Below are 21,930 nucleotides of genomic sequence, written 5' to 3'. Positions count from 1 at the left end.
CTCGACTGTCGGTCCGGGCTGTCCGGCTCCCCGTCACCGCCCGTCCCAGCCACCGTGGTGCAGCGGCCGGGACGGGCGGATCAGGCAACCGCCAGAACGGATCAGGCAGCGCGGTTACGGGCGGCACGGCGGCGGGCAGCGCGGCGCCGGATCCGGCGGCGCTCGTCCTCGCTCATCCCGCCCCAGACGCCGTGGGCCTCGCCGGTCATCAGCGCCCAGGCGGCGCAGCGCTCCAGCACCGGGCACCTGCGGCACACCGACTTGGCTTCCGCGATCTGCTGGAGCGCCGGGCCGGTGTTGCCGATGGGGAAGAACAGCTCGGGGTCTTCCTCCTTGCAGGCGCTGCGATGGCGCCAGTTGGTGTTGACCGGCAGGTCGGCGGCGGGGGCGTAGCTGGTGCGTACGATGGAGCGGTTCATCAGGGCCTCCCAGAAGGTCCAGGTACAGAGCGAAGAGACAGCCCCGGGGCGGCCACCCCGGGGCTGTTGCGTGGTGCGGCGGCCGGAGCGGGATCAGCCCCGCCGCTTCCTCTGCTGAGCGAGGTAGGCGTCCTGCAACCGGACGAAGCGGTCATAGACCCGCTGTCCGTCGGAACAGCGGTCGGTGACGGTGCAGGTGGTGCAGGCGTCGGTGTGCGCTCGCTGGGCACGGTGCGCGGCCATGTAGCGCTGGTAGAGGTCGTCAGGCACGGGATCGTCTTTCGTGGTGCCGGCGGGTGGGGTGGTGGAGGTCGGGCACCCGGTGGCCCGCTTCCCAGGCGGCTGCGGCGGCCAGAGCGGCGGCGGCGAGCAGCAGCCGGGTCAGCGGGTGGGCGGGGCCGATGACGGACGCGGCCCGCGCGGCGCGGTGCTGCGCTGCGCGGGCCGTGTGTATGAGGTGCGGCATCCAGGCCTTATCCGCGGCCGAGGGCCTTGCAGGCGGAGCAGACGCCGCCGTTGAAGTCCTCGAACCGGCCACCGCACTCGCTGCACTGCCCCGAGGCACCGGCCGGTGCAGGCACGTCCATCTGGGCGGGGGCGGCGCTGGACGGCGGGCAGTCAGTGCCGTTGCACGACCACCGCAGGCACAGCGGGCAGGCGTCGTCCCGCATCGTGACCGTCTGCGCGGTGCGCTCGGCGAGGCGGGCGCGCATCTCCGCTGCCGTGCGCGGGACGCCACGGTGAGCGGGGATGCGCGCGTCCTGGGCGCGGACCACGGCCAGGAGGTGCTGCCCGAGACGACGGGCGGCGTCCCCGTCTGCCGGGCAGGGGCGGGGGCGTGTCATGCTGTCGATCACAGGGACTCCTCTTCAGTTCCTGTACTGACGGCCCCGGAGCTCTCACCTTCCGGGGCCGTCGCCCTTTGACCAGCCGGACGGCCGACCACGGCCCGTCTCCACCCCAGCCATGCAGCGGGATGGAGAGGGACCGTGGCGGATCGTCAAGCCTGAGCCGTCCTGGACTGACTACGACGGCGGGCAGCAACGACGGCCTCAGCCGTGTCCATCCCGGCCGCCTCAACGGCCTGCCGGGCCGCGTACGCGCTGTCAGTGATGCGCGCGATGTCGTCGTCGGTCATGCCAGCCGGGTCGTGCAGCGCCCCAGCACGGACGATGTCCGTCTGGAGATGGCGCACAGCATCAACCGCCTTGCATTCCAGGGACGTCACGTCGAGCACCACCGCTGACGGCGTCGGCGGCTGTGCGAAGCTGATGGTCATCAGGTCCTCCAGTCAGGTCCTGGACGGCCCCGGGGGCGCAATCCCCGGGGCCGTCGCCGTTTTGGCGGGTCGTACGACCGGCCACGACCAGCGGCCACCCCTCGGCGTAGTGGGAGTGGCCGGTGATCGTGGGCGTCCGTCCGGACCGACTGGTCAGGCGGCGAGTGCGGACCTGTGGTTGCGGGCGGTGTACGCGGCGGCGGTCTCGCCCGGGGTCGGGGCGGGCAGCGCGTCCTTGATCGCAGCCACCAGGGCGGTGTGCGCGGGCTGGTCCGCCGGGGTCAGGGGGCGGCGCCAGATGGTGGCCAGGTGCGTGTAGGCGGCGCGGGCGAGGTGCTCGTCGAGGACGTCGCTCGCGGAGCGGTCCCGGGCGGCGTCGGCCAGGGCGCGGAGGGTTCCGGTGGCCAGGGCGCGGACGGAGCGGCGGTCCCCGGCAGTCTGCGGGGCCATGGCCAGCGGGGCGCCGGCGGGTCCGTCGACGGCCGCACCGCGAGTTGTGGGGATCGCGTCGGCAGGAACGCGGGCGGCGTCGGCCCGGCGGGCGGCGGGAACCGCCCGTTCCCACTGCGCTCGCCGGTCGGCGGGGCGCTCCTGGGGGCGGCTGACCTTGAGGGTCTGGACGGTGGCGCGGCGGTGGCGGGTGAGGTCGACGGCGAGGCGCTCCTCGCGCGCCCACTCGTTGTACTGGCGGCGCCAGGCGTAGTCGGTGATGTCCACGTCGACGAGGCGGTTGCTGGAGGGGCAGCGGATCGCGTCGGCGACGCCGGCCTTGCCGGTGTGGTGCGGGACGAGCTTGAGCAGGTAGGTGCCGCGGTGGGGGGTCACGGCCACCCAGGTGCCGCAGTCCGGGCACACCAGCGAGATCCGGCGGGTCTGCGTGGTTTCCACGGTCCGCATGTCGATGTGACCGGGCGACAAGGTCGAGAGGACGATCGCGTCGAGGGGGCTGACGCGGGAGGTACGGGTGCGGCCCTTGCGCTTAGCGGCCTTGGGCAGGGCGAGCTCAGGCATGACGACTCCTCGGCAGGAAGAGGGAAGGAGAGGTACTCGCGGGCGGATGCTCTCTCCACCCACCAGGTCCACGAGCCAACGCCCGAGTCCCGGCGGATAGACAGCGCATCAGCGCTGAGGTCGTACAAGCAGTCCTGCCGGCCGGGGGGTTTGGTCGTGCTACCGCCTCCGACCACCTGCTCGTCTCAGGAGAGACGGGCTGCAGAAACCGCGGTGGTGCAGTGGTACGTCCAGCAGGGCTCCGAAACGCATGAGCACACCACTGGCTACGCCCTGCAGTCGGCTACTCACCGCTTGCTGGGCACTTCGATTAGAACCCTGCTATCCACCCTCGGTCAACCTGTCTAGCTAACTTCCTCTTCACACCCCCTCTGACCTGCTAGTTTCTAAGCATCATTAAACGACGGAGAGTCCCGGCTTTCGGGAAACAACTAGTCATGTCATGCTGTGCGCATCGGGTAGCGAGATCCGCTAGCCCGCACGATGCGTACGAGAGGGGGAGCGGTGGCCGCCAAGCAGAAGGAACCAGGGAAGGTCGAACGGATCGCAGCCGAGATCCGAGACAAGATCGCGCGGGGCGTACTCGCGCCTGGGTCACGCCTGCCTGGTGTGCCTCAGCTCCAGAGGGAACACGGCATCGCCTACCAGACGGCCCGCGATATCTATGGCCTGCTGGAGAGCGAGGGCCTGCTGTTCTCCAAGCGGGGGAAGGGCACCTTCGTCTCGCTAGTGCTCGGCAAGATCGTGAGCGAGCGAAACCGGCGCTACCTGCCATCGCTGCGGGAGGCCGGCGGAGCCGTCGGCGCGTTCGAAGCCGAGATGCGCGCGATGGGGTTCGAGCCGCGGCCGGTGGTCCTCACCATCGCTAGGGACGTACCTCCGAAGAAGGTTGCCGAAGCCTTCGGGATGCACCATCGCGCGAAGACCCTCAAGCGCGAGCGGATCATGCCTGTTGGCATTCCCGGCAACGATGAGGCCGAAGAGGTCGTTCAGGTTGCCACGTCGTGGTTTCCACAGGACGTAGCGGACGCGTGCCCGGTACTCGCCGAGAGCAATACGGGTACTGGAGGCAGCAAGTCCCGCATGGCGGAGGCCGGCTTCAGGCAGGTCCGTCTCCGAGAGGAGATCGAGGTGCGATCTCCAACTGCGGCAGAGGCAAAGGCACTCGGCATACCAGCCGAGCAGGCCGTTATGGAAATCACGCATAAGGGACTGACCGCTGAAGGTCGTGTTGTCGAGATCGGCCTACATGTCCTGCCTCGGTCCAAATGGAGATTGGCGTACGAGTGGGTGATTGAGACGCCCGACGCGACCTGATCGCGCCCTCGTGCGCTGATTCAGCGACATACCGAAGACCCTGAGCAACCAATAAGGAGCACGCACTACATGCCCAACAACAGCATCGACAGCACCGGCACGATCCTGCGTGACGCGCGCACTCGCTACACCACCGGCCAGCGTGAGGAAGACGGGGCACATGGCGCCTTCGACGCCGAGCTGCGCCGCACTGGCCGCACTCCTCGCACCGAGGTTTCCGTGAGCCGCGTCGCCGCGCCCACCGACGTCGCCGAGCTCCTGGGCTCGAACGACGCGGTCGTGGTTCGCAGTCGGGAGATGTTCGACGGCGACCGCCTGGTCCAGCTCGCCAAGACCTACATCCCGGTCGATGTAGCCGAGGCGGCGGGCATCGAGCAGGTAGACACGGGCGTCGGCGGCATCATCAGCCGGATGAAAGAAGCTGGCTTTGGCCAGGGCGACACGGCCGTCGAAGACGTCGAGCTCCGCTCCGCCACGCAGGAAGAGGCTTCCCGCCTCGGACTGGCCGAGGGCGAATCGGTCATGACCATCACCCACGTCGGCCGCACGGCTGAAGGCCGCGTCGTCGAGGTCACCCAGCACGTGCTGAGCAAGGGCTGGAAGCTCCGCTTCGCGGTTCCGCTGGCCTGAGCCCCAGGCGCCCCGGCCGGATGGCTGGGGCGCCTGTTCGTATCCCTCTTCGAGCACCAGGAGTTCACTTCCATGACCGCCGAGAGGCGCCTGACCAGCGAGGAATTGGTGCGGGAGCTCCGCACCGCCTTGAACGCTGACACCGGTTGGCTTCCCGCCCTCTGTGCGCCCAACGGCCCGGCCGGCCTCCCTGCTAATGCGGGACTCGAAGCGGTCGTTGAACGACTCCTGGCGTTCGCCTCTGCCCCAGAGGTGCCGGCCGCCCTGGCGTCGGTCCTCCAGCGCGCCGCAGACGCTGCGGACATGGCACTCGTGACCGAAGGTGCAGCCCACTACCACCACCTGGGCACGGCTTACGCCTACCTGACGCAGGCTCAAGGGCTCATCGGTCGGGATGGCCAATGAATAACTTCCCGCGTGACGGGCAATTCACTTCGCGTTTCCCGTCTGACGAGATCGGCATCCCGCGCACGTCGGACGTTGCGCGAATTCGTCCGACAGCTGGGTCGGATTGTAGGGCTAGGCTGTGGAAGATCGAAAAAGACGAAAGCCCCAGGACCGTGCAGGGTCCCAGGGCTCTCGAACGGGGCGAAGCCTCGTTTGGGCGACACCTGATGGGAGGTGATCGCGGGATGAAGAGTACCCGCCTCGGCGGAACTGCACGCGTATCTACGCCGTTCCTCTTCTGTGATCACGCCATCGGACTCGCTTTTGGGTATGCGCCGACTCCGCTCTCGCATTCGAGGGGGTCGGCCATGACCTAGCGGCCATTGGCCGCGCGCGCCGATAGGTGGATTGGCATCCACTGGCCTCGCGCGGCCCGTCTTCCGACCAGACGTAGCGTCCAGGTCGGCGCTCAGATCCCGGTTGGCCCCGGTTCTGGGCTCCAGCTCACCGAGCTGGTCTTTCTTCCATCCAGCACCACCCCGCTTTGGCAAGCGGGTTGCTCCACCCGGTCCGCTTTGGCAAGCGGACCACCTCGGCTCTCCAGGAGCCCCTTGGCAGGGGGCCTCTGTTGAGCCACCAGCGTCACCCCCGGGTTCCGGCGGCTTTGGCAGGCCGTTCGGTGCTCGGGGCTCCGTCCGTACAGAGCGCTCGGCCGTGGTCGAGCCCCTTGGCAGGGGCCTGGTCACGGTCGGGGCGATCCATATGAAGGTTGGTGTCCCCGCCATAGTGCACGACCTGGTGTCCCCTTGTCAGCTCGACCATGTCCGATTCACGCCGGTTCGAGCCCACCCCGCTTCCCGCGTGACGGGATTCGCACGCCCGGTATGCCCTGTTTACAGCATTAATCACGAAGATTCTTCGGCGTGGAGTGTCACACGCCCCACGATCCGGCGCACCTATACCGAGAGGGGGACCCCTGTCCTCCTGGCGGCGCCGGCCGCCACGATGCTCCCGAGCCCCGTCCCGTGGGGCGGGACGCGATCAAAAGTTTCTTCCCGCCGGGCGGGAGGGATCGGGGGTCTCGCCACTTCACGGACTCTGTCCACAGGCGGCCTGCGTAAGGCTGCCGAGATGATCTCTCTCTCGTCCGTCCGGGTGGGCCGGTGAGCGCCGTGGCGGCGTCAGCCGCCGTGCTCCCGCGCCCGCGCACGAAGTTCGCCAGCGGGGCGTCGCGTCGCCAGCTGGGGTCGGTTCCGGCGCAGGCCGGTCCGGTCACGCAGCTGGAGCTGGGCAACCCACTTCAGCTGTCGAAGACGATGCGGGCCCGGCTGCTCGCCGCGGTGCGCGCGTTGGTGACGTCTCCGGCGCTGGCCGGGGCGTCGGACGGCGCGCGGCTGGCGTCGGTGGTGCTGACCGCGAAGGCGGATGTACGCAAGGACTTCGAGACGTCGATCTGGGCGGCGGAGCTCGGGCGGTGGCTGGGGGTGTCGCAGTCGACGGTCGCGCACACGGTGCTGCCCGAGCTGCGCGCTGCCGGGTTCCTCGGCTCGAATGTCGCGACCAACAGCTTGGGGCACGCGACGGGGCTGGAGTGCTGGGTGATCCCGATGTATCGGGCGCAGAAGGCCGGCGATCGGCGGCATCCGTTGGCGTTGTCCCGTGCGGAGCTGGCGGTGCTGCTGAGTCTGTGCGAGGTGTTGTTCGGTCCGGGGTGGGCGCCGAAGGACAAGCCGGTCGTCCCGGCTGGGCTGCTCGCCGGTCGTACGGGCCGGGGTGCGGCGACGGATCGGCTCGGGCTGTTGTTGATGGTGCTGACGACGGGGTCGGCGGGCTGGCTGCAGCTGTGTCCCGGTTCGGTGGACACGTCTCGGGGGCGTCCGGCGGCGACGGTCGCGCGGCTGCTGGGCTGCACGGCGGCGGCCGGGGCGAAGGTGCTCAAGCGCCTCCAGGAGCACGGCGTCGCGGAGGTGGTGCGCAAGGAGACCGGCTCGGGCCTGAACGCGCAGTCGCGGGTGCGCCTGGTGCCGGTTGCTAAGGCCCACGGGGTGGCCGTGCGGGAGGCCCGCGGGGCGGCGAAGTCCGTGCTTTCAGACCTCACCGGTACTGCATCCGGAGATCTTGAGGCCGGCGAGTCGGGCGAGACCGTTGTGGTTACTGGGATCGAGGGTACCAGACAGGGCGAGTCGGGCGGATCGTCAGACCTCACCGCAACTGCACAGCACCACGCTCTCCACGCTTCTGTGGTTACTGCCGGTGGTTCTCTCGCGCTCTCTAGTGGCTTTTCCGGCGCAGGCCGTGGTGGGAACCACGGTCTGCCGGACCGCGCGTGCGTGCGCGAGGACGGCGGCCCGCTCCGCGGGGAACAGCGGAAAAAGTCCCCGGTCGTCAAAGGCGGGAACGACGGCCGCGGGCCGGTGGCCGATACTCCGATGCGAGTCCTGGGCGGCGAGGGTCAGAGCAGGCAGCAGCGGGGCAGGGTGCCTCTGCCGCCGGAGGACCTGCGGGCCGTCCTAGCCCCGGTCGACCTGGTGTGGGCGCGACTGGAGCGTCCGGCCGCCCGACGCCTGGTGGAGGCCGTCGCCCGCAGCGAGCTGGCCCGGGTGATCGGGTTCGCCGGCCGTACAGACGCACCGCAGGTCCTCGCCGACCGGCTCGCCCGGCGCCTGGAGGAGCAGATGCGACTGGCCAGGCCGATCAAGGACCCGGTGGGCTGGCTGATCGGCCGGGGCCTGCCGCAGCGCCAGCTGTGCGCGGAGCCCCGGTGCGACGAGGGCGCTCTGCTCGACTCCGGCCGACACTGCCCGCGCTGCGAGGACCGGCAGGTCGACCGCCGTGTCCAGCGCCGCGCGGTCGCGACCGCCGTAGACGCCGCGATGCCCGGCGCCTCCGAGAACGAGCGCCGCGTGGCCGTGGCGGAGCAGCTGCACCAGGAGGTGACGGCCGAAGCGTGGGCCAAGGCGCGCCGGTGGGAGCAGGTCCGGGAGCAGCAGGCCGCCGTTACCAAGGCCCGCGCCGAAGCCGCGGCCGCGCAGACAGCCGTCGTCGTCATCGACGAGCCGGTGGCCCCGGTTGTGCTGCCCGCGCCACGCCCGGCCGTCGTCGTCCCGGCTGCACAGCCGGAGCCCGCCGACGTCGACGCCGACCAGGAGTTGGTCCTCGAGGAGCTCACCCGCGAGCAGGTCCTGGACTGGCGCGATAGGGCCGCCACCGACCACCAGCTGGTGTTCGATCACATCGACCGGTACGGCGAACTGTCGGCGCAGCGCCTGTTCACCCGGGCGTTCGTCGCCCAGGTGCAGCGCCTGGCTGGCCTGGGGCACTTGTGCCTCGGCTACACCACCTGGAGGCAGGCATGAGCGGCGGCGAGAGGTCCGGCGTCGACCTGGCCCGGGTCGCACTGCGGGCCGCGATGGAAGCGGCCCGGAAGAACGGCAACGGCCAGCGGGTAGAGGTTCCCAGCGAGCGAGCCCTTCGAGCCGGGTGTGAGCGGCGGGACCGCGGTGTGCTCGCGAGGACGGCCCGCTTCACGGACGTCAGCCAAAGAAGTCTCACTTGATTGGCGGAGGCCGGCTCGCCCGTGACGGGAGGGAATAGTCTCATCGCCTGTCTAAGCTGCAGGTCACGAAGTGTCGTCCCCGCGCTGCGAGGGGTAGCTCCGTCTCGGAGTCGGTTGCCGACGCCGACCTCCGGTCGTCCCCGCGCCTGCGGGGGTAGCTCCGACTCCCACTTCTTCAGGGCGCGGGCGTACTTGTCGTCCCCGCATGCGCGGGGGTAGCTCCTTTCCCGTCGTCACGCGCCCCCACATCCGGGCCGGGACGGCGGTCGAGTCGTCCCCGCGCCTGCGGGGGTAGCTCCTCGGCGACCACCTTCCTCAACACGGACAAGTCGTCGTCCCCGCGCCCGCGGGGGTAGCTCCGTACTGTCGTATCTGGTTCCTCGATGCAGGCCGTCGTCCCCGCGCCCTCGGGGGTAGCTCCGTGTGCCGAAGGCTGAGGAAGTGCTCAAAGACGTCGTCCCTGCGCCCGCGGGGGTAGTTCGACCGGCGGTCGCCGGAAGCTGAACGTCGTGGGCCGCCGCTTCCAGCTGGCCCGCGAGCTCACCCAGGAGCTGGACTGGCTGCGCGGCTGCTCGGTGCCCCGGATCGCCTGGGTAGCCCGGAACGTCGCTGATGCCGGATGGACCGTGACCGACGTCAAGGGCTGGCTGCACCTGCGCGGCGAGGCGGCCCGGGTCCGCCGTGGCTCAGGACTGCTTGCCGTGCTGCTGGCCGGTGCGGAGACGGTCCTGGACACCCCGGAGAAGCGGGCCGACGCGATCGAGCAGTGGCGCGGCGCCCAGGAGGCCGCCCGCCGCCACCGCAACCAGCAGGTCCGTGCCCGCACCGAGCGGTACGAGGGCGGCTGGGACGCCCCCACCAGCCGCGCGGTCCGGGGTGAGGTGGAGGCAGCGTTCGCGCAGGTCAGGGAAGCGGCGAGCAGCGGTCGCCACCAGGACCTCGGCGACGTCGCCGACGACCGGACCCTCGCGCTGGAGCCGAGCGAGCAGGAGCTTGCCGAGCTGCGCGCCGCCGCCGCGGGCGAGCTGATGCGCGGCGAGACGACGCTGATCCGGTCCCTGGACCCGGAGATGTCGCTGCGCATCTTCGGCGAGCGCCTGGTGCGCCGCGCCGACCAGATCGAGGACGGCTCCCGCAGCTCGCTGATGACCTACGGACACCGGTAGGAGGCCGACGTGACCGAGCAGACCACCACCACCGACCAGACCGGCAGCGACGCCGATGGTCCGGAGCTGTCCGGCGTCGACCTCGCCCGGGTCGCTCTGCAGCAGGGCCGCCTCGCCGCGCGGAACAGCGGCGGCGAGGCCCGCGCCCCGCGCCGGCGCCGGGCGACGGCCGTGAAGCGGGACGGGCGGGAGCCCTCCGGGTTCGCCGCCGTGCTCCAGGGCCTGATGGCCGACCGGGCATGGGAGCTCCCGGCCGCCGGCGGCAGCATCCTGGACCGCTGGCCCGACAGCGCCGCGACCGTCGCCCCGCAGCTGCCCCACCACGTCGCGGTCGTCGCGTTCCACCCGGAGACCGGGCAGCTCGACCTGCGCCCGGACTCCCCGGCCTACGCCACCCAGCTCCGCTTGATCGACCCCGGCACGGCGCACAAGTGGGCCCGGTTCGCGCAGGACAGCTGGGCGGACTACCTAGCTGCCTGCGCAAACGACGATGCGAAACCGCCGGAGAGATCTTGAAGGACCAGTGACGGGACCATCCGCGAGAAATGCTGCGACACCTTGATGTGGCAGGCCCGACAATCGTTCGATGACTGCCAAGAAGCGTTGCCTCACCCTCCATGTTGTCGTTCCTGCTCTTCCGCAGAGGGGTGCAAGCGTGGAGGTCCGACCGCTGGTCGACAGTGAGGACATCTTGGCTGAGGTGTTCACAGAAGGGCCGGGCGAAGATCCCAAGTACCTCTTGCTGCCGGACGGCCCTCTTACGGCTGGTCCTGAGCCGCGCGAGGTGCGGCTGGCCGAGGCCACGTGCACCGAAGGGTGCTGCGGCGCTCTCTATGTGACCATCCAGTGCGACGGCGACCACGTGATCTGGAGCGAGTGGCGCAACCCCGACGAGGACAACGTTGACCTGCCTGAGTTCTGGTTCGATGCTCGGGAGTACCAGACAGAGGTAGAGCGAGCCGTTGCGGACCATAGCTGGGAGTGGCCAGCACGCACCGTTGCCCGGCTGCTGGAGCTGGACCTCAGAGAGCGCGTCGGCTGGCTTGCACGATGGGAATGTGAACTCGGCGGTGTGTCCGCCTGGCTTTGGGAGCCCGACCAGATCAACCTCTTCCTCTTCCATCCGGGCCGCTCGGCCATCGGGGAAGACCGCCCATGGCTGCAGTTCCGGATGGTGCTTGACGTCTTCAGTGACGACCCTGAAGGTCAGGCCGAGAGACTTGCTGAGCAACTCGTGGCGGGTGACCCACGTCAGACAGCCGAGGTCTGTGGCGGATCACCGGAGTACGCCAAGCAGCTTGGTTATCCATGGCCGCAGCGGCGGAGGGCCTGAACGCGAGGAACACCGCATGCAGGTAGGAATAGTGCAGGGTTGGAACACTGCCTCTTCACCAGTCGCCTGGTTCGGATAGCCCCGGTGCAGGCGCTCGACCCCGGCATGTAGCGGCCAGGGAGGGGACATCGCCAGCGTGACGGGAACGCGGTCAGCGACCGTAGTAGCCGACACCGAACCCGTTGATCCGGGACGGACCGGATTGCCGGAATTCCTTATGACAACCCGGCATCTGTTGGATTGTCAGTGCCTGGCTCTACCTTCGAAGGGAAGTCCTCCCAAGCGAAGGCGGTGCACGTTGGCGAACGGCGTCTGGCACGAGGAACTCCAGCAAGTCCTCGCACTCGACAAGGACGACCTCGGTCTCCCCCGCGACAGCAGACACCTCGTGCCCGACCTGATCGACGCGCTGCTCCGCCCGATCGCCGAACGCGACCGGTTCCTGCTGCAGTGCGTCGAAAGCCAGGCGGGCCGCGTGTGCAAGGCAGAGGAGAACGGCGTGCAGAGCCGTTTCATGTACGTCCGGAAGCATCGCGGACCCGATGGCCTGGTGCGTTTGCGGGCGGCGCACCTGCCCACGTCCCACGAGATGACGCCGGAGGAGAGCGACCGGCACAAGGCCATGAAGGAGTTCGTGGCCCGGACCTGTGACGCGGCCGGCATCCGGTACGACGTGGAGAAGGCGACCAAGTTCCGAACGTCCCGGCCGGACGTGACCGTCATCGGCGATGGAGGGCTGAACCTGGGATGCGAGGCGCAGTACTACAACGCCAGCTCCGGGACGGTCCTGCGCCGGTCCCGAGCACACGCCAGCGCCGGGCTCACCGCCAACTGGATCACCGACAACGACAAGTTCCACCTCGTCGACCGAGCGAACTGGATGCTGACCCGGCCGGCAACGTGGCGGCAGATCAGCAATGCCACCGATCTTCCCCTGATGGGCGGGTACCGCGTCCTCGTCGAGTGGGCCTGCACAGCGGCGGCTGAGCGTCCATGCCCCGACGGGCTGGCGAAGACCGGCTGCGGCCGGGTGCACCTGCAGTGGGACACCCCCCGACGGCTGGACGACGAAGGTACGGGCTGGACCGGAGAAGCCGGAAACACCCGGGGCGTCACCGTCGGCCAGACGCTGATCGGCGCGGCCACCGGAACCGTGGTGCCGCTCTTCATCCCCTCACAACGCAGCCCGCGGGCTGGGACATACATGTGGGTGCCTGCCCGGGACCGGGCCACGTGGTCCGGGTACCGGCCGATCGAAGAGCCGCCGGCCGAGGGAGTCGTCGAACCTGGCGACGCGATCCACTTCTCCGGTGAGGAGGCGGAGCTGTCCTGCCGATTCGGAGAGGAAAAGTGGACGCCAAGCGCACCGCTGCCCCGACGCGGCCTCGCGCAGCTCTCCATCACCGTCGACAGGCCCCAGCCTCCCGTGCACCCAGCCGCGGCGGAGCTCGCGCCGCAGTGTGCCCCGCCGGTCCTCCGCCAGCCGCAGCCTGGGGAAGGCGAGACCGAGGTTCTTCGGCATGACCAGGCGGCGCAGCCCGCCGGCCCGCCCTTGGCTGCAGAGCCGGTCAGTGCTCCCGCTGTAGAGGACCGGCAAGCCCCTCATGACGCGCCCGGTACAGGCGCGCCGAACACCGAACCGGATTCGAACACGCGTATCGTTTCGGGCATGGCTGAGACGTCCTTTCCCAGCGACCTGCTCGCCGCCCGGACCCGCCTGAACCAGGCCACCGCGGAGCTGTCGGCGCTGCTGCGGTCCCTGCCCTGGTCGGTGGAACCCGCGGAGGGCTGGCCCGGCATCGAACACCCTCATACCGGCGAGGTCACCGGAGCCCAGGAGCCCAGCCCGGGATGGACCAACGAGCAGAAGGCCGCGGTCACCCGGCTGCGCCAGGAGTGCCTCAAACTGTCCGCAACCATCGTCACCCACTCGTACTGGGATGCCTTCCAGGGCGAGGACGTGGTCAAGGAACGGATGCGACTCAAGGCCGCCTCCCGCCCGATGACCACAGCGGGCCTGAGCCCGGCAGCCTGAGCCGCACGGCGCCGGGCACGCCCTATATCCACCCACCCCCGGGAAGGGGAGCGCCACAACCGCGATCCGTCGTCCCCGCCGCCCGACGAACCGCCGGCGGTCCCGACCGTCGCCGCGCTGCGCCGTGTCGTCGACGACCTCGCCGCCAGCACCCACGCGATCGGGGAACTGATGCTCGAAGTCGCCCCGGCCTGCCTCTCCGACTCCGAGGCCGCCGACGTCCTGGCGCTGCTGTGCGAGCAGATCGGCGAGCCCCTCGAACACGGCCTCGCCGCCCGCCGCTACGCCATCTCCGGGGACCGCCGCGCCCTGCACGGCACCTTCCTTTGACCACGTAAGAGCTGACGAGCGCAGCATTTGCATGCCGAAGAGGTCGTGGGAAGCCGCCGTGGTTTTGTCCATGAGAACTCGTGAACAAAGCCACGGTCGGTGCGCAGCTGGAGCCGGCCGACGCCGGTGCCCAGGTCCGGCTGCAGGAGCGCGCGGGTGGCGAGCCGGGTCAGGGCTGTTACAGTCACCCGCTCAGGGCATCCGGGTGACGACTCCGGAGGCAAACCACTGCACCAGGGTCGCGGCAAGGTGGACACCGGCCCGGGCAGCCTCCAGGGTCTCGGGAACGGTCGCGGTCTTGGCGCCGTGGCGCGATGTCTGTCCGTCCCACAGTGCCCGCATCATGGCCTCGGCCGGGGCGATCGGGTCACCAGCCGGGGAGGGGATGGCGGCGGTGAACTTGTGCCGGGCGTTTTTGATCTCGCCCAGCATCGTGCCGAGGGTCGCCTTCGGGTTGTTGGGCTGAACAACGGAGTGCGCCGCACACTCCACCGCCTTGATCGCCTCGCTGTACGCGCGCACCGGATCCGGGCCGCGCCCGTAAGCCGCCCGCCAAGCATTGGCGAGGTGGTCGGCGGCGGACCCGGCCGCCGCGTCGGCGATCGTCTGGTGGACCGCGTCGCGCACGGCTGGGGCGACCCGCTCCTCAAGCCCATCTCCGGCCCTGTTGACCCGGTAGGCCGACCCGGCGTCGTCGAGCATCTGGCCGAGGGTCTCGACCTCCCACGCGTCCGCAGCCCGGGAGTGGAGGACCTCGTCCACCACATCCAGCAACTGGGCGCCTGCGGCCTGTGCGAGCGGCTGCACGTAGTTCGGCGAACCGTAGCGGTTCAGCGACGGGGATATACGCAGGCGCAGACAGATGGGACGGGCCTTGTGGTCCTGCGGGCTCCCTTGGTACGTGAGCGCGCTGTCGACCCACCTCTGGAGAGGGACGAGCAGGTACTCGGGCACGTTCTCGAAGGAGCCGTCGTGTTGGGGCGCGGGGGCGAGTCCGGTGCGAACGGAGAAGCGCGGGCGGGAACCGGTGGTCATGACGAAACGGTAGCCGAACAGGTGATCACATCGGATTATCCGACGCGACAGAAAAAGACATGACGGCCCGTCGGCCGGGCGTCGGAACCAAAGTGGTATGAGCTATGGAGGGCCAGGTCCTCGGCGCCGCTGACCTCCGCACCGGGCCCCGGTTCGCGGCGTCCTCGCTGATCGGCGGCATCGCCTGGTCGCTGTCGCCAGCCCAGGGCTCGCGGGCAAGGAAGCGCTGGGCGCCCAGTTGGCCGGCGACAGACGTGACAGCCTCACGACGTCATAGAACAGCGCACGCCGCCTGGTCGTTGGATCCCAACTGGTCCTCCTTACCACTTGGTTGCCTCGGGTGCCGGAGATTGGCTTGCAGCGGCGAATGTTCCGGGCGGCTGGCGACGGAACGCAAGGCTGTGGCCCCGGCGACCTGCGGGAAGGGTTGTTTTGCCGGGGATTGACGGCATTCGTATTTCGCACAGCGTGTCGCTAGGGTCACGCTCAGGCGCGCGCAGGTCCTCACACGGTCGGCAAACCACATCCGAGGGCCTGCGCGCGTTCCCTGAAAACAACTCCAAGGAGATGCGATGTCTCAATCCCCTCGGCGCCGTGGCGTCAAACCGGCAGCTGCCCATCGGACGCCTGGAAGGCAGGCTAACAGGGGCGACGAAATTCGCGCCCGTGTTGCCTCGGTGGGCAAGGCAAGGTTCGTTGCGTTCCTCGCCGTTCCTGCCCTGGCCATTGTGCTCATCGCCGGCTCTTCGCCCGGCGCCCGAGTGCAGGCCGATGCGGCCGTACAGGTGCTCGGCAGTGTGCTCGCTGCGGGAGTTACAGCGGTATTGAGCAGCAACAGGCGGCGTACGCGACGCGGTTAGCCGTGCGGCGGGCGGGGCGGAGCGAAGCGCGCCCCGCCCGCCGAATGCGTGTTCCCACACAGTGACGAAACCCCGTCCGGTCCGGATCCGGCGACGAAATGCACCGGGTATTAACGGCCGGTCGGAGTCACGAAACCAGCGAACGAGTCCTTGACCAAAGGAAGATCCTCCGTGGACCGCTGCGCCTTCTGCCATGTCCCCTTCGTTTTGTCCGGCTCTCGGGTTGGACGCCCTCAGAAGTACTGCTCTGCCGCCTGCCGGAGGGCGGCGCACCGGGCATCCCGCCGCCAACCCGGCCCTGTGGTGTTGCCCGGCGCCTCCCAAGCCTGCACGGATCGCCTCCCGGCATCGGCGTCGCCGAACTCTGCCCTTTCGGCCCGCAGCACGCCCGGTCGCCTCGACGAGATTCTCGGTGAAGTCATCCGTGACCTGCAGGACGATGCCCGTGTGCTGCTGCGGCAGCTGGAGCCTGATGACACCGAGCAGATTCTGGAACAGGTCCGGCAGATGCGTACCCGGCTGGACTGCCTGACCGCGGGTCTGGTCGGGCGAGCCCGGCTGGGACAGGTGACCTGGGCCCGGATCGGCCTGGCACTGAGCGTCAGCGAGGACACCGCCCGGCATCGATACACCGATGACTACATCGTGCGTCGGCTCAAACAGGTGGGACATCTGCCGTCCGTACCCACATCGCTGCGCGCTCTGTACGAGGAACCGGCCCGGCACGTGGCCGGGGGACCTGCCAGTACGGGAGGAGAGCTCCCCGACCAGGTCGAGGCCGCAGGTGCGGCCTATAACCGTCTGGCCCCCGTGCTGTCCATGCTCGCTCGCGCCTCAGAACTCCCGCTGCACGAACTGGCCCGTCAGTCCCGCTGCTCCGCCTCGTACCTCAGTCGTATGCTCAGCGGCCACCGGGTTCCGTCATGGAAGATCACTGAGCGTTTCGCGCGGGCCTGCGGTGCGGACCCGGTCGTCCTGCGCAAGGTGTGGGAGACGGAGCAGCTGCGCCGGCGCGAGCCCCGGCGGCCGGCCGCGGATCCGTCTGAGATCGACTCGCTGGACGGCATCAGCACTCAGGCCCAGGCCATCCAGCGCCTCATGGCGGCCCTGCGGACCCTGCATGTGCGGGCCGGTCAGCCCTCGGCTCAGCAGATCTGCATCGCCTCTCGCTGGCGTCTTCAGGCATCCCAGGTCACCGACATCCTCGACGGTGCCGCCACCTGCGACTGGCCCACGCTGTTTCAGCTCGTGCAGGCCATGGGGGGGTCCGCCGACTACTTCCACCCCTTGTGGCAGGCGGCGAGTGGACACCGGGACCGGCCAGCGGAACCGCAGTCCACGGGCGCCGAGGCCGTCCCGCCGCAGTCCGCTGACGCGCAGCCGCCAGGACATGCGGACAACGCCCACAACCTGATCAGTAAGTTCGGCGACATCCTCGGCAGCGCTCCCGCACTCGACCTCGAGCAGCGGGAAGCGATCCGGCGGCGGATCTCGCAGCGCGCCGAACGACAGGGCCACTGCCGCTAATTAGACCTGCGTCCGGACTGAGCGGCGCCGCTCCATGACGATGGCGTGCCACCGGCTGCGGACGGCGTCCTCACTGTCCAGCCAGCGGGTGGTGGAGGGTTGGGGCAGGGGCTGGTCGGCCATGAAGTGGGCGATGTCGGCGTAGTACGCATAGTCGCCTCTCTGTGCAAGCTCGTGCAGGCGGCCGAGGACCGTTCTGATCTCTTCCTGTTCTCCGACGACGGCGTGGTGAAAGGCGAGAGCCAGCTCAAGAACGGCCTGGGCCGCGGTGATACCGGCGTCGCGCGCCTCGGTGCGCAGATCACGGCCAGCTTCGAGACCGCGCGGGGTGCCGACGTCGCGGATGAGTGCGGCGATCCTCACAGTGAGGTGGGTGGCACGCAGGTCGAGACCGGTGAGGAGTTGCTCCGCGAGGTGGAGTTCGTCGTCCGCGGTGACAGGGTCGGTGAAAGCCACCACGAGGGCGCGCTGGGCCTGGCTGGTGGCGCGTTCCCCGGCGATGCCGTGCTGCTCGGCCTGGTCGCGGGCGGCGGCGTAGGCGGCGGCCGCGCGGTCCATGTCGCCGTGGGGCCAGAGGATGTCGCCTTCGACGCGGTGCTGGCGGCCGGCCCAGCCGAGTGTGCGGGCGGTGTCGTAGGCGGTGGGGAAGTCACCGGCGAGGCGAGCAAGGTGGGCAAGTCCGCGGCGGGCAGCGGGGGCGAGGCGGCCGCCGCCGTCGGCGACGAGCTGCATCCCGTCGCGGGAGGCCGCAGAGTCCCCGAGGTCGCGGTGGGCCTTGGCGAGGTAGTAGACGCCCATCTCGTGCAGGTCGGCGGGGAGCAGGTGGCTGCCGGTGACGGCAGCGAGGCGGGATGCGGTGACGGAGCGGTGCTCGTGCTGGCGGCGGGCGAGGGCGGCGAGGAGTTCGACGAGGGCGTCGGCCGACGTCTCAAAGCCGTCGGTGTGGCCCGGCCGGACGGGTGGGGCGATGGGCTCCCACACGGAGTCACTGACGTAGGCCCAGGCGGCGTCGGTGAGCCAGCCCAGATCGAGGCCGAAGTCTCGGGCGAGGGTGAGTCCCTGGCGCAGGCAGCCGGTCAGCAGTATCCGGCCCTGGCCGCTGGTGCCGACGGCGGTCCACTGGGTGCCGAGGGCCGCCAGAGCGCGCTCGGCGGCCTGGTGCCAGTCCCCGTTCGTCCAGCGGTCGTCGGTGGCGTCATCGGCGCTGCGGATGGTGGAGCGGATCAGGCCGTGCAGGTGGTAGGGCCACAGTCCGAAGGCGTTCTCGCGGACGAAGGGGCGCTCGATCAGCCGCTGGGCCGGTGCCTGGTGCGGCAGGCCGGCCGCGGCGGTGGCGAGGGTGAGGTCGAAGGCGTCCAGCAAGGACACCGACCGCAGGACGTGGCGTTCGTCGGGGGTGAGGTCGGACAGGGTGCGGGCGATCAGGGCGCCGAAGTCGTGGTCGAAGTCAGCCGGGGCCGGCTCGCGGCTGCGGCGGATCTCCAGGAAGCGGAGCACCGACAGGTCGAGGTAGAGGGGCAGGCCGTGGGACCGGCCGGTGATGACCTGGCGGATCTCGCCGCTGATGAGTGGCCGGCCGTCGCGGGAGAGCCGGCGGGCGAGGTAGTCGTCGCAGTCCTCGGGTGAGAAGTCCCCGACCAGTACCTGCCGCCCACGTCCGCGCACGGCGCCTGCCGGCCTTGCGGCGGGGATCGCTGAGGCGGGTGCGGCCAGGCCGGGCCAGGCGATGGGCCCGGTGTAGTCGAGCTGTCCCTGCAGGGTGGCATCGGCCCACTGAAGGCGCGAGCGGCCGGTGATGACGAAGAATGCGTTCGGCATGAGCCACACCACCCGCTGGATGAGGCGCTCCAGGTCGCGGTGGGTGCGGTCGCCGACGTCGTCGAAGGTGTCCAGCAGGATCACTGGCATGACGCGCTTGTCCGCAGGCAACTGGGCGAGCTCCCACGCCAGCAGGTGCGGGTAGTAAGACAGCGCCTCCATGTCGGGCTCGGCCTCCAGGAGGTCGGCAAGCCGCGCGCACCGGGCGAGCGCGCGGACGGTCTGCCGCCGCTCCCGCAGCGCCCGTACGAGAGAGCCAGTCAGCTGCCCGACAGCGGTACCGACGGTGCCGGGCAGAAGGAGGGCCTGGGCGACGTCGCCCATCGCCGACTGCAGCTGCTGCGGCAGCGCCTTGCCGAACCGGCCCGCCAGGCCGCCGCGGCGCAGGTACTCCTCCAGACTCTCGCCGGGGTGCTGGTGCTCCCAGTAGCGGCGCAGCGCAACGTCAAAGGCGGGCAGCGGCCGTCCGAGCGTGCTGAGCGAGGCCCGGATCGTCAGCACCAGGTCCTCGAAGGAGGTGCCGACCGAACGGGCCAGGTCGATCCGTACGGGCAGGATCCGCTCACCCGCCCAGCTCGGCTCACCCCACTGCGCCGGCCGCTGTCCGGCGCCGGCCAGCGCTGCCTCGATCTTGCGGGACAGCGTCGTCTTGCCGATGCCGCCGACCCCGTGGAACACCATGATGTTGTCGCGCGGCGCCTCCAGGTCCTCCACGTCGAAGCCAGCGGTGGCAGTGCGCTGCAGGTGACTGGCGAGCGCGGCCGCGACGAGCTCCCACTGCACCTGGCGGTTCGTGAACGCCTCCCCGGCCTGCAGGCCCGCATCGTTCGTGCTGAACAGCGCCCGCAGATCCCGACCTGCCACGTCCCACCCCCGAAACGATGATCACCTGGGCCCAACCTATGCCTACCCCAGGCCTCTTGGAGAAGCATCTCCGGCAGACGCCGGGGTGAGAAGGAGCGCTGCCCCTGCTCGTGGCGCGTCGCGGCGCTGGGCCGCTGGTTTCGGCCAGGGAGACAATGGCCGTTTCGAATCAAGATCAACACGAAGGTGGTGGGCCGTGTCCGACACTCCCAGCTCTGACTTCTCCGGCTTGGAAGGCGGCGAGGAACAGGCGGCCGAGGAGACCATCCAGGAGGTGGTGAACTGGTACAACACCCAGCTCCTCGAGGAGCGTCGCGCGCCGGTGCCGGACGAGGAGCGGGTCGAGGAGCTGAAGGCGGGCCGGGAGGCCGCCCTTGCAGACAGGGCCCAACTGGCGACGGCGGAACCGGAGGAGGCCGACCGGATCGCCGCCGTCTACGCCGCCCGGCTGAAGGAGCTCAAGAAGACGTAGTCGGTGGACCTGCTCAGTACGGGCAGGGGCCACACGGGCGGGTGCGGCCGACCGAGGCGAGCCGGCTGCACCCGCGCGGGCATCAGCGGCCGGGCGAGTGCAGCGATCTCGTCCAGCTCCTGGCGGTGCCGCGGGAGCGCCCGGCGCAGGCCTTGATGGAGGCGAAGGAATGCCTCAGCCTCCTGCTCGGTGTAGGGACGGGCCCGTTCCGCGGCCAGGGCCCACGAAGCCCGTCCGGCGCCGCCACTCTCGTGGCGCAGCAGAGCTTGGCCGTCCCGGCGGATCACCGTGATGGCCGCGACTTGCGGGTGCTGCTCGGCGACGGCAACGACGTCGGCGAGCGCGCGGAAACAGGTGTCGTGTCCGGAGCGGCTGGTGAACCGGCCGGTGCCGCCGCGCTGCAGGGCACGGGCGTAGCGCAGTGCGGTTGAGAGCCGGCTGTCGGTTTCCCGCACGGCCAGGACGACGAGTTCGACCGCGTAGCCGCCGGTGGCGAAGGGCAGCGCGCTGGCGAGGAACTCCTCCACGCTGCCGGGAGCGGCCTCGATCAGGACGTCGCCGCGCCGGTCACGGACGTACTGCTCGGCCCAGGCGGACCAGGCCCGGTAGTCCGCGCGGATTGCGGCTCCGGCGCTGCGGGGGTCGTCGCGCAACAGTTGGAAGTAGTCGGGGTGCTGGGCCTTGAAGTCGTCGCCGACCAGCCGGGTCGTGCCGGGCCGCATTGCACGGCGGACCATCCGGGCGGCCAGCAGTTTGCCCGCTCCGGGCTGCCCCAGGACGTAGACGGCGCGCGGATCGTCCCTGGAGACGATGCCGTTCAGGTAGGACGGGACAATCAGCTCGTCGAAGACCCACCGGTGCTCGGCGGCAGAGAGCCGGTGGTAGTCGACACCCGGCGCGCGCCGTCGGGGCTGGGCGATGCGCCGGACCGGCTCGGCGAGCGCCGCGGCCCGCCGCGCATCCCGTACGACGGCCAGCCGCTCGTCCTCGCCCGGCACGTCACGGTGCACGCGCACCTCGGCGCGCGCGATCTCGCGGTGGAACACGGCCGTCTCCCGGGCCGTCCAGGCGCGTGAGCGACCTCGGGCGACCGCCTTGTCGGCGGCGGGCCGGCGTCGCCACGCGCCATCGACGAGCTCGTTGTCGTACAGCACCGTGCCGTCGCGGGTCACCACGGTGATGCGGTCGGCGAGCTGCTCAGCCTCGATGGCGGCGAGCGTCGCGAGCATGCTCTTCGCGCAGAAGTCGTGGTTCGCCCAGGTCACGAACCGGCCGCCCGTCCCGGCGGCGGCCTCGGTGAGGAAGCGATCGAGGATGCCCAGCTGGCTCCATGCCTCCGGGGTCGCGAGCGCGATGACCTCGATTCGGTGCCGGGAGCGGCGGTACGCCGCCGACGACGCACGGAAGTCGTCCGGGTCGGCGAGGGCGGACTCGACGACCGCGTCCAGACTGTGGTCGCGGACGTACTCCTCAACGGCTGCTTGCCAGGACCTGGTGTCCGCACGGACCTTCGCGCCAGCGGTCCGGACGTCGGCGGCCAACGCCGCGGCGTAGTGGCGGTGGGCGGCCTTGTAGAGGTCGCGACCAATTCGTACGGAGCCACCGCGCCGTCCGAGCGCCGCCTGGACCAAGTCGGCGACCTTCGTCTTTCCAGCCCCCGGCTGGCCACCGACGAACGCCACGACCGGACGGGCCTGGGGTACGGCGCTCGCAACGGCTGCGGGCAGGATCACCCGCCTCAGCACGGCCCTGCTCTCGTCGGCCGGAAGTACGGCGCTGCCGTCCATGTCCTCCACAGGGCCTCCAGCGCTGTCAGGGTCTAGACCGTCTCGGCAGACCATAGCCGCAATGAGCAATCCATGTGAAATCCGATGTGAAATCCGACGAGCAA

General features: G+C 70.2%; 20 protein-coding genes. 11 read left to right on the top strand and 9 right to left on the bottom strand.

What is annotated here, in order from left to right; genetic code table 11:
- Positions 1–101: 101 nt before the first annotated feature.
- From ABZ719_RS31070 to ABZ719_RS31045, 6 genes are all read right to left on the bottom strand, one after another.
- Positions 102–419, bottom strand: coding sequence for a WhiB family transcriptional regulator (locus ABZ719_RS31070; protein ID WP_366728485.1), 318 nt, complete (start codon positions 417–419; stop codon positions 102–104).
- Positions 420–512: 93 nt separating this feature from the next.
- The gene (locus tag ABZ719_RS31065) at positions 513–689 is read right to left on the bottom strand and encodes a hypothetical protein (RefSeq protein ID WP_366728483.1); all 177 of its coding nucleotides are present in this window, start codon (positions 687–689) and stop codon (positions 513–515) included.
- Positions 682–885: a hypothetical protein gene (locus ABZ719_RS31060; RefSeq protein ID WP_366728482.1), complete on the bottom strand. Its 204-nt coding sequence runs from the start codon at positions 883–885 to the stop codon at positions 682–684. The genes ABZ719_RS31065 and ABZ719_RS31060 overlap by 8 nt, the downstream gene beginning before the upstream one ends.
- Positions 886–892: 7 nt before the next feature.
- Positions 893–1,276 carry a hypothetical protein gene (locus ABZ719_RS31055; protein ID WP_366728481.1) on the bottom strand — a complete coding sequence of 128 codons (384 nt, stop codon included), beginning with the start codon at positions 1,274–1,276 and terminating at the stop codon, positions 893–895.
- 143 nt (positions 1,277–1,419) lie between these two features.
- Positions 1,420–1,698, bottom strand: coding sequence for a hypothetical protein (locus ABZ719_RS31050; RefSeq protein ID WP_366728480.1), 279 nt, complete (start codon positions 1,696–1,698; stop codon positions 1,420–1,422).
- A 153-nt stretch (positions 1,699–1,851) separates the two neighbouring features.
- Positions 1,852–2,709, bottom strand: coding sequence for a hypothetical protein (locus ABZ719_RS31045; protein ID WP_366728479.1), 858 nt, complete (start codon positions 2,707–2,709; stop codon positions 1,852–1,854).
- Positions 2,710–3,213: 504 nt separating this feature from the next.
- Between ABZ719_RS31045 and ABZ719_RS31040 the strand changes: the two genes are divergently transcribed.
- The 9 genes from ABZ719_RS31040 to ABZ719_RS31000 all read left to right on the top strand — a co-directional run bounded on the left by ABZ719_RS31040 (position 3,214) and on the right by ABZ719_RS31000 (position 13,463).
- On the top strand, positions 3,214–4,026 hold the full coding sequence (locus ABZ719_RS31040; protein WP_366728478.1) for a GntR family transcriptional regulator: 813 nt from the start codon (positions 3,214–3,216) through the stop codon (positions 4,024–4,026).
- Positions 4,027–4,095: 69 nt separating this feature from the next.
- Positions 4,096–4,656 carry a UTRA domain-containing protein gene (locus tag ABZ719_RS31035; protein ID WP_366728477.1) on the top strand — a complete coding sequence of 187 codons (561 nt, stop codon included), beginning with the start codon at positions 4,096–4,098 and terminating at the stop codon, positions 4,654–4,656.
- A 72-nt stretch (positions 4,657–4,728) separates the two neighbouring features.
- The gene (locus ABZ719_RS31030; RefSeq protein WP_366728476.1) at positions 4,729–5,061 is read left to right on the top strand and encodes a hypothetical protein; all 333 of its coding nucleotides are present in this window, start codon (positions 4,729–4,731) and stop codon (positions 5,059–5,061) included.
- Positions 5,062–6,206: 1,145 nt separating this feature from the next.
- Entirely contained in the window at positions 6,207–8,399 is a 2,193-nt protein-coding gene (locus ABZ719_RS31025; RefSeq protein WP_366728475.1) for a hypothetical protein, read from the top strand.
- 709 nt (positions 8,400–9,108) lie between these two features.
- The gene (locus tag ABZ719_RS31020) at positions 9,109–9,765 is read left to right on the top strand and encodes a hypothetical protein (RefSeq protein WP_366728474.1); all 657 of its coding nucleotides are present in this window, start codon (positions 9,109–9,111) and stop codon (positions 9,763–9,765) included.
- Between the two features lie 9 nt (positions 9,766–9,774).
- A complete protein-coding gene (locus ABZ719_RS31015; protein ID WP_366728473.1) occupies positions 9,775–10,281 on the top strand; it encodes a hypothetical protein in 507 nt (168 codons plus the stop codon).
- 70 nt (positions 10,282–10,351) lie between these two features.
- A complete protein-coding gene (locus ABZ719_RS31010) occupies positions 10,352–11,098 on the top strand; it encodes a hypothetical protein (RefSeq protein WP_366728472.1) in 747 nt (248 codons plus the stop codon).
- A 298-nt stretch (positions 11,099–11,396) separates the two neighbouring features.
- Positions 11,397–13,133, top strand: a complete 1,737-nt coding sequence (locus tag ABZ719_RS31005; protein WP_366728471.1) for a hypothetical protein — start codon at positions 11,397–11,399, stop codon at positions 13,131–13,133.
- A 171-nt stretch (positions 13,134–13,304) separates the two neighbouring features.
- Positions 13,305–13,463 carry a hypothetical protein gene (locus ABZ719_RS31000; RefSeq protein WP_366728470.1) on the top strand — a complete coding sequence of 53 codons (159 nt, stop codon included), beginning with the start codon at positions 13,305–13,307 and terminating at the stop codon, positions 13,461–13,463.
- A 192-nt stretch (positions 13,464–13,655) separates the two neighbouring features.
- Here the strand turns inward: ABZ719_RS31000 and ABZ719_RS30995 are convergent, their stop codons facing one another.
- Positions 13,656–14,498, bottom strand: coding sequence for a hypothetical protein (locus tag ABZ719_RS30995; RefSeq protein WP_366728469.1), 843 nt, complete (start codon positions 14,496–14,498; stop codon positions 13,656–13,658).
- 1,160 nt (positions 14,499–15,658) lie between these two features.
- Between ABZ719_RS30995 and ABZ719_RS30990 the strand changes: the two genes are divergently transcribed.
- On the top strand, positions 15,659–16,885 hold the full coding sequence (locus tag ABZ719_RS30990) for a helix-turn-helix transcriptional regulator (RefSeq protein WP_366728468.1): 1,227 nt from the start codon (positions 15,659–15,661) through the stop codon (positions 16,883–16,885).
- On the opposite strand, the gene ABZ719_RS30985 is transcribed toward ABZ719_RS30990, so the two are convergent.
- Positions 16,886–19,567 (bottom strand): ATP/GTP-binding protein, encoded by a 2,682-nt coding sequence (locus tag ABZ719_RS30985; RefSeq protein WP_366728467.1) that lies wholly within the window; start codon positions 19,565–19,567, stop codon positions 16,886–16,888.
- A gap of 196 nt (positions 19,568–19,763) precedes the next feature.
- Here ABZ719_RS30985 and ABZ719_RS30980 point away from each other — a divergent pair, with 196 nt between their 5' ends.
- Positions 19,764–20,039 (top strand): hypothetical protein, encoded by a 276-nt coding sequence (locus ABZ719_RS30980; RefSeq protein ID WP_366728466.1) that lies wholly within the window; start codon positions 19,764–19,766, stop codon positions 20,037–20,039.
- On the opposite strand, the gene ABZ719_RS30975 is transcribed toward ABZ719_RS30980, so the two are convergent.
- Complete coding sequence (locus ABZ719_RS30975; RefSeq protein ID WP_366728510.1) at positions 20,003–21,826, bottom strand: zeta toxin family protein; 1,824 nt, start codon at positions 21,824–21,826, stop codon at positions 20,003–20,005. The genes ABZ719_RS30980 and ABZ719_RS30975 overlap by 37 nt on opposite strands.
- Positions 21,827–21,930 lie beyond the last annotated feature (104 nt).

Origin of the sequence: Streptomyces sp. NPDC006743 (assembly GCF_040703815.1) — a bacterium.
Taxonomy (GTDB): domain Bacteria; phylum Actinomycetota; class Actinomycetes; order Streptomycetales; family Streptomycetaceae; genus Streptomyces.
The sequence above is the reverse complement of the archived record's forward strand: the minus strand, read 5'-3'. Positions and strand labels throughout refer to the sequence as shown.

Bases quoted from the DNA above. Each gene is read 5' to 3' on its own strand.
- ABZ719_RS31070 (WP_366728485.1), bottom strand. From the start codon at position 419: ATGAACCGCTCCATCGTACGCACCAGCTACGCCCCCGCCGCCGACCTG.
- ABZ719_RS31060 (WP_366728482.1), bottom strand. From the start codon at position 885: ATGCCGCACCTCATACACACGGCCCGCGCAGCGCAGCACCGCGCCGCG.
- ABZ719_RS31050 (WP_366728480.1), bottom strand. From the start codon at position 1,698: ATGACCATCAGCTTCGCACAGCCGCCGACGCCGTCAGCGGTGGTGCTC.
- ABZ719_RS31045 (WP_366728479.1), bottom strand. From the start codon at position 2,709: ATGCCTGAGCTCGCCCTGCCCAAGGCCGCTAAGCGCAAGGGCCGCACC.
- ABZ719_RS31035 (WP_366728477.1), top strand. From the start codon at position 4,096: ATGCCCAACAACAGCATCGACAGCACCGGCACGATCCTGCGTGACGCG.
- ABZ719_RS31030 (WP_366728476.1), top strand. From the start codon at position 4,729: ATGACCGCCGAGAGGCGCCTGACCAGCGAGGAATTGGTGCGGGAGCTC.
- ABZ719_RS31010 (WP_366728472.1), top strand. From the start codon at position 10,352: ATGACTGCCAAGAAGCGTTGCCTCACCCTCCATGTTGTCGTTCCTGCT.
- ABZ719_RS31000 (WP_366728470.1), top strand. From the start codon at position 13,305: ATGCTCGAAGTCGCCCCGGCCTGCCTCTCCGACTCCGAGGCCGCCGAC.
- ABZ719_RS30995 (WP_366728469.1), bottom strand. From the start codon at position 14,498: ATGACCACCGGTTCCCGCCCGCGCTTCTCCGTTCGCACCGGACTCGCC.
- ABZ719_RS30975 (WP_366728510.1), bottom strand. From the start codon at position 21,826: ATGGACGGCAGCGCCGTACTTCCGGCCGACGAGAGCAGGGCCGTGCTG.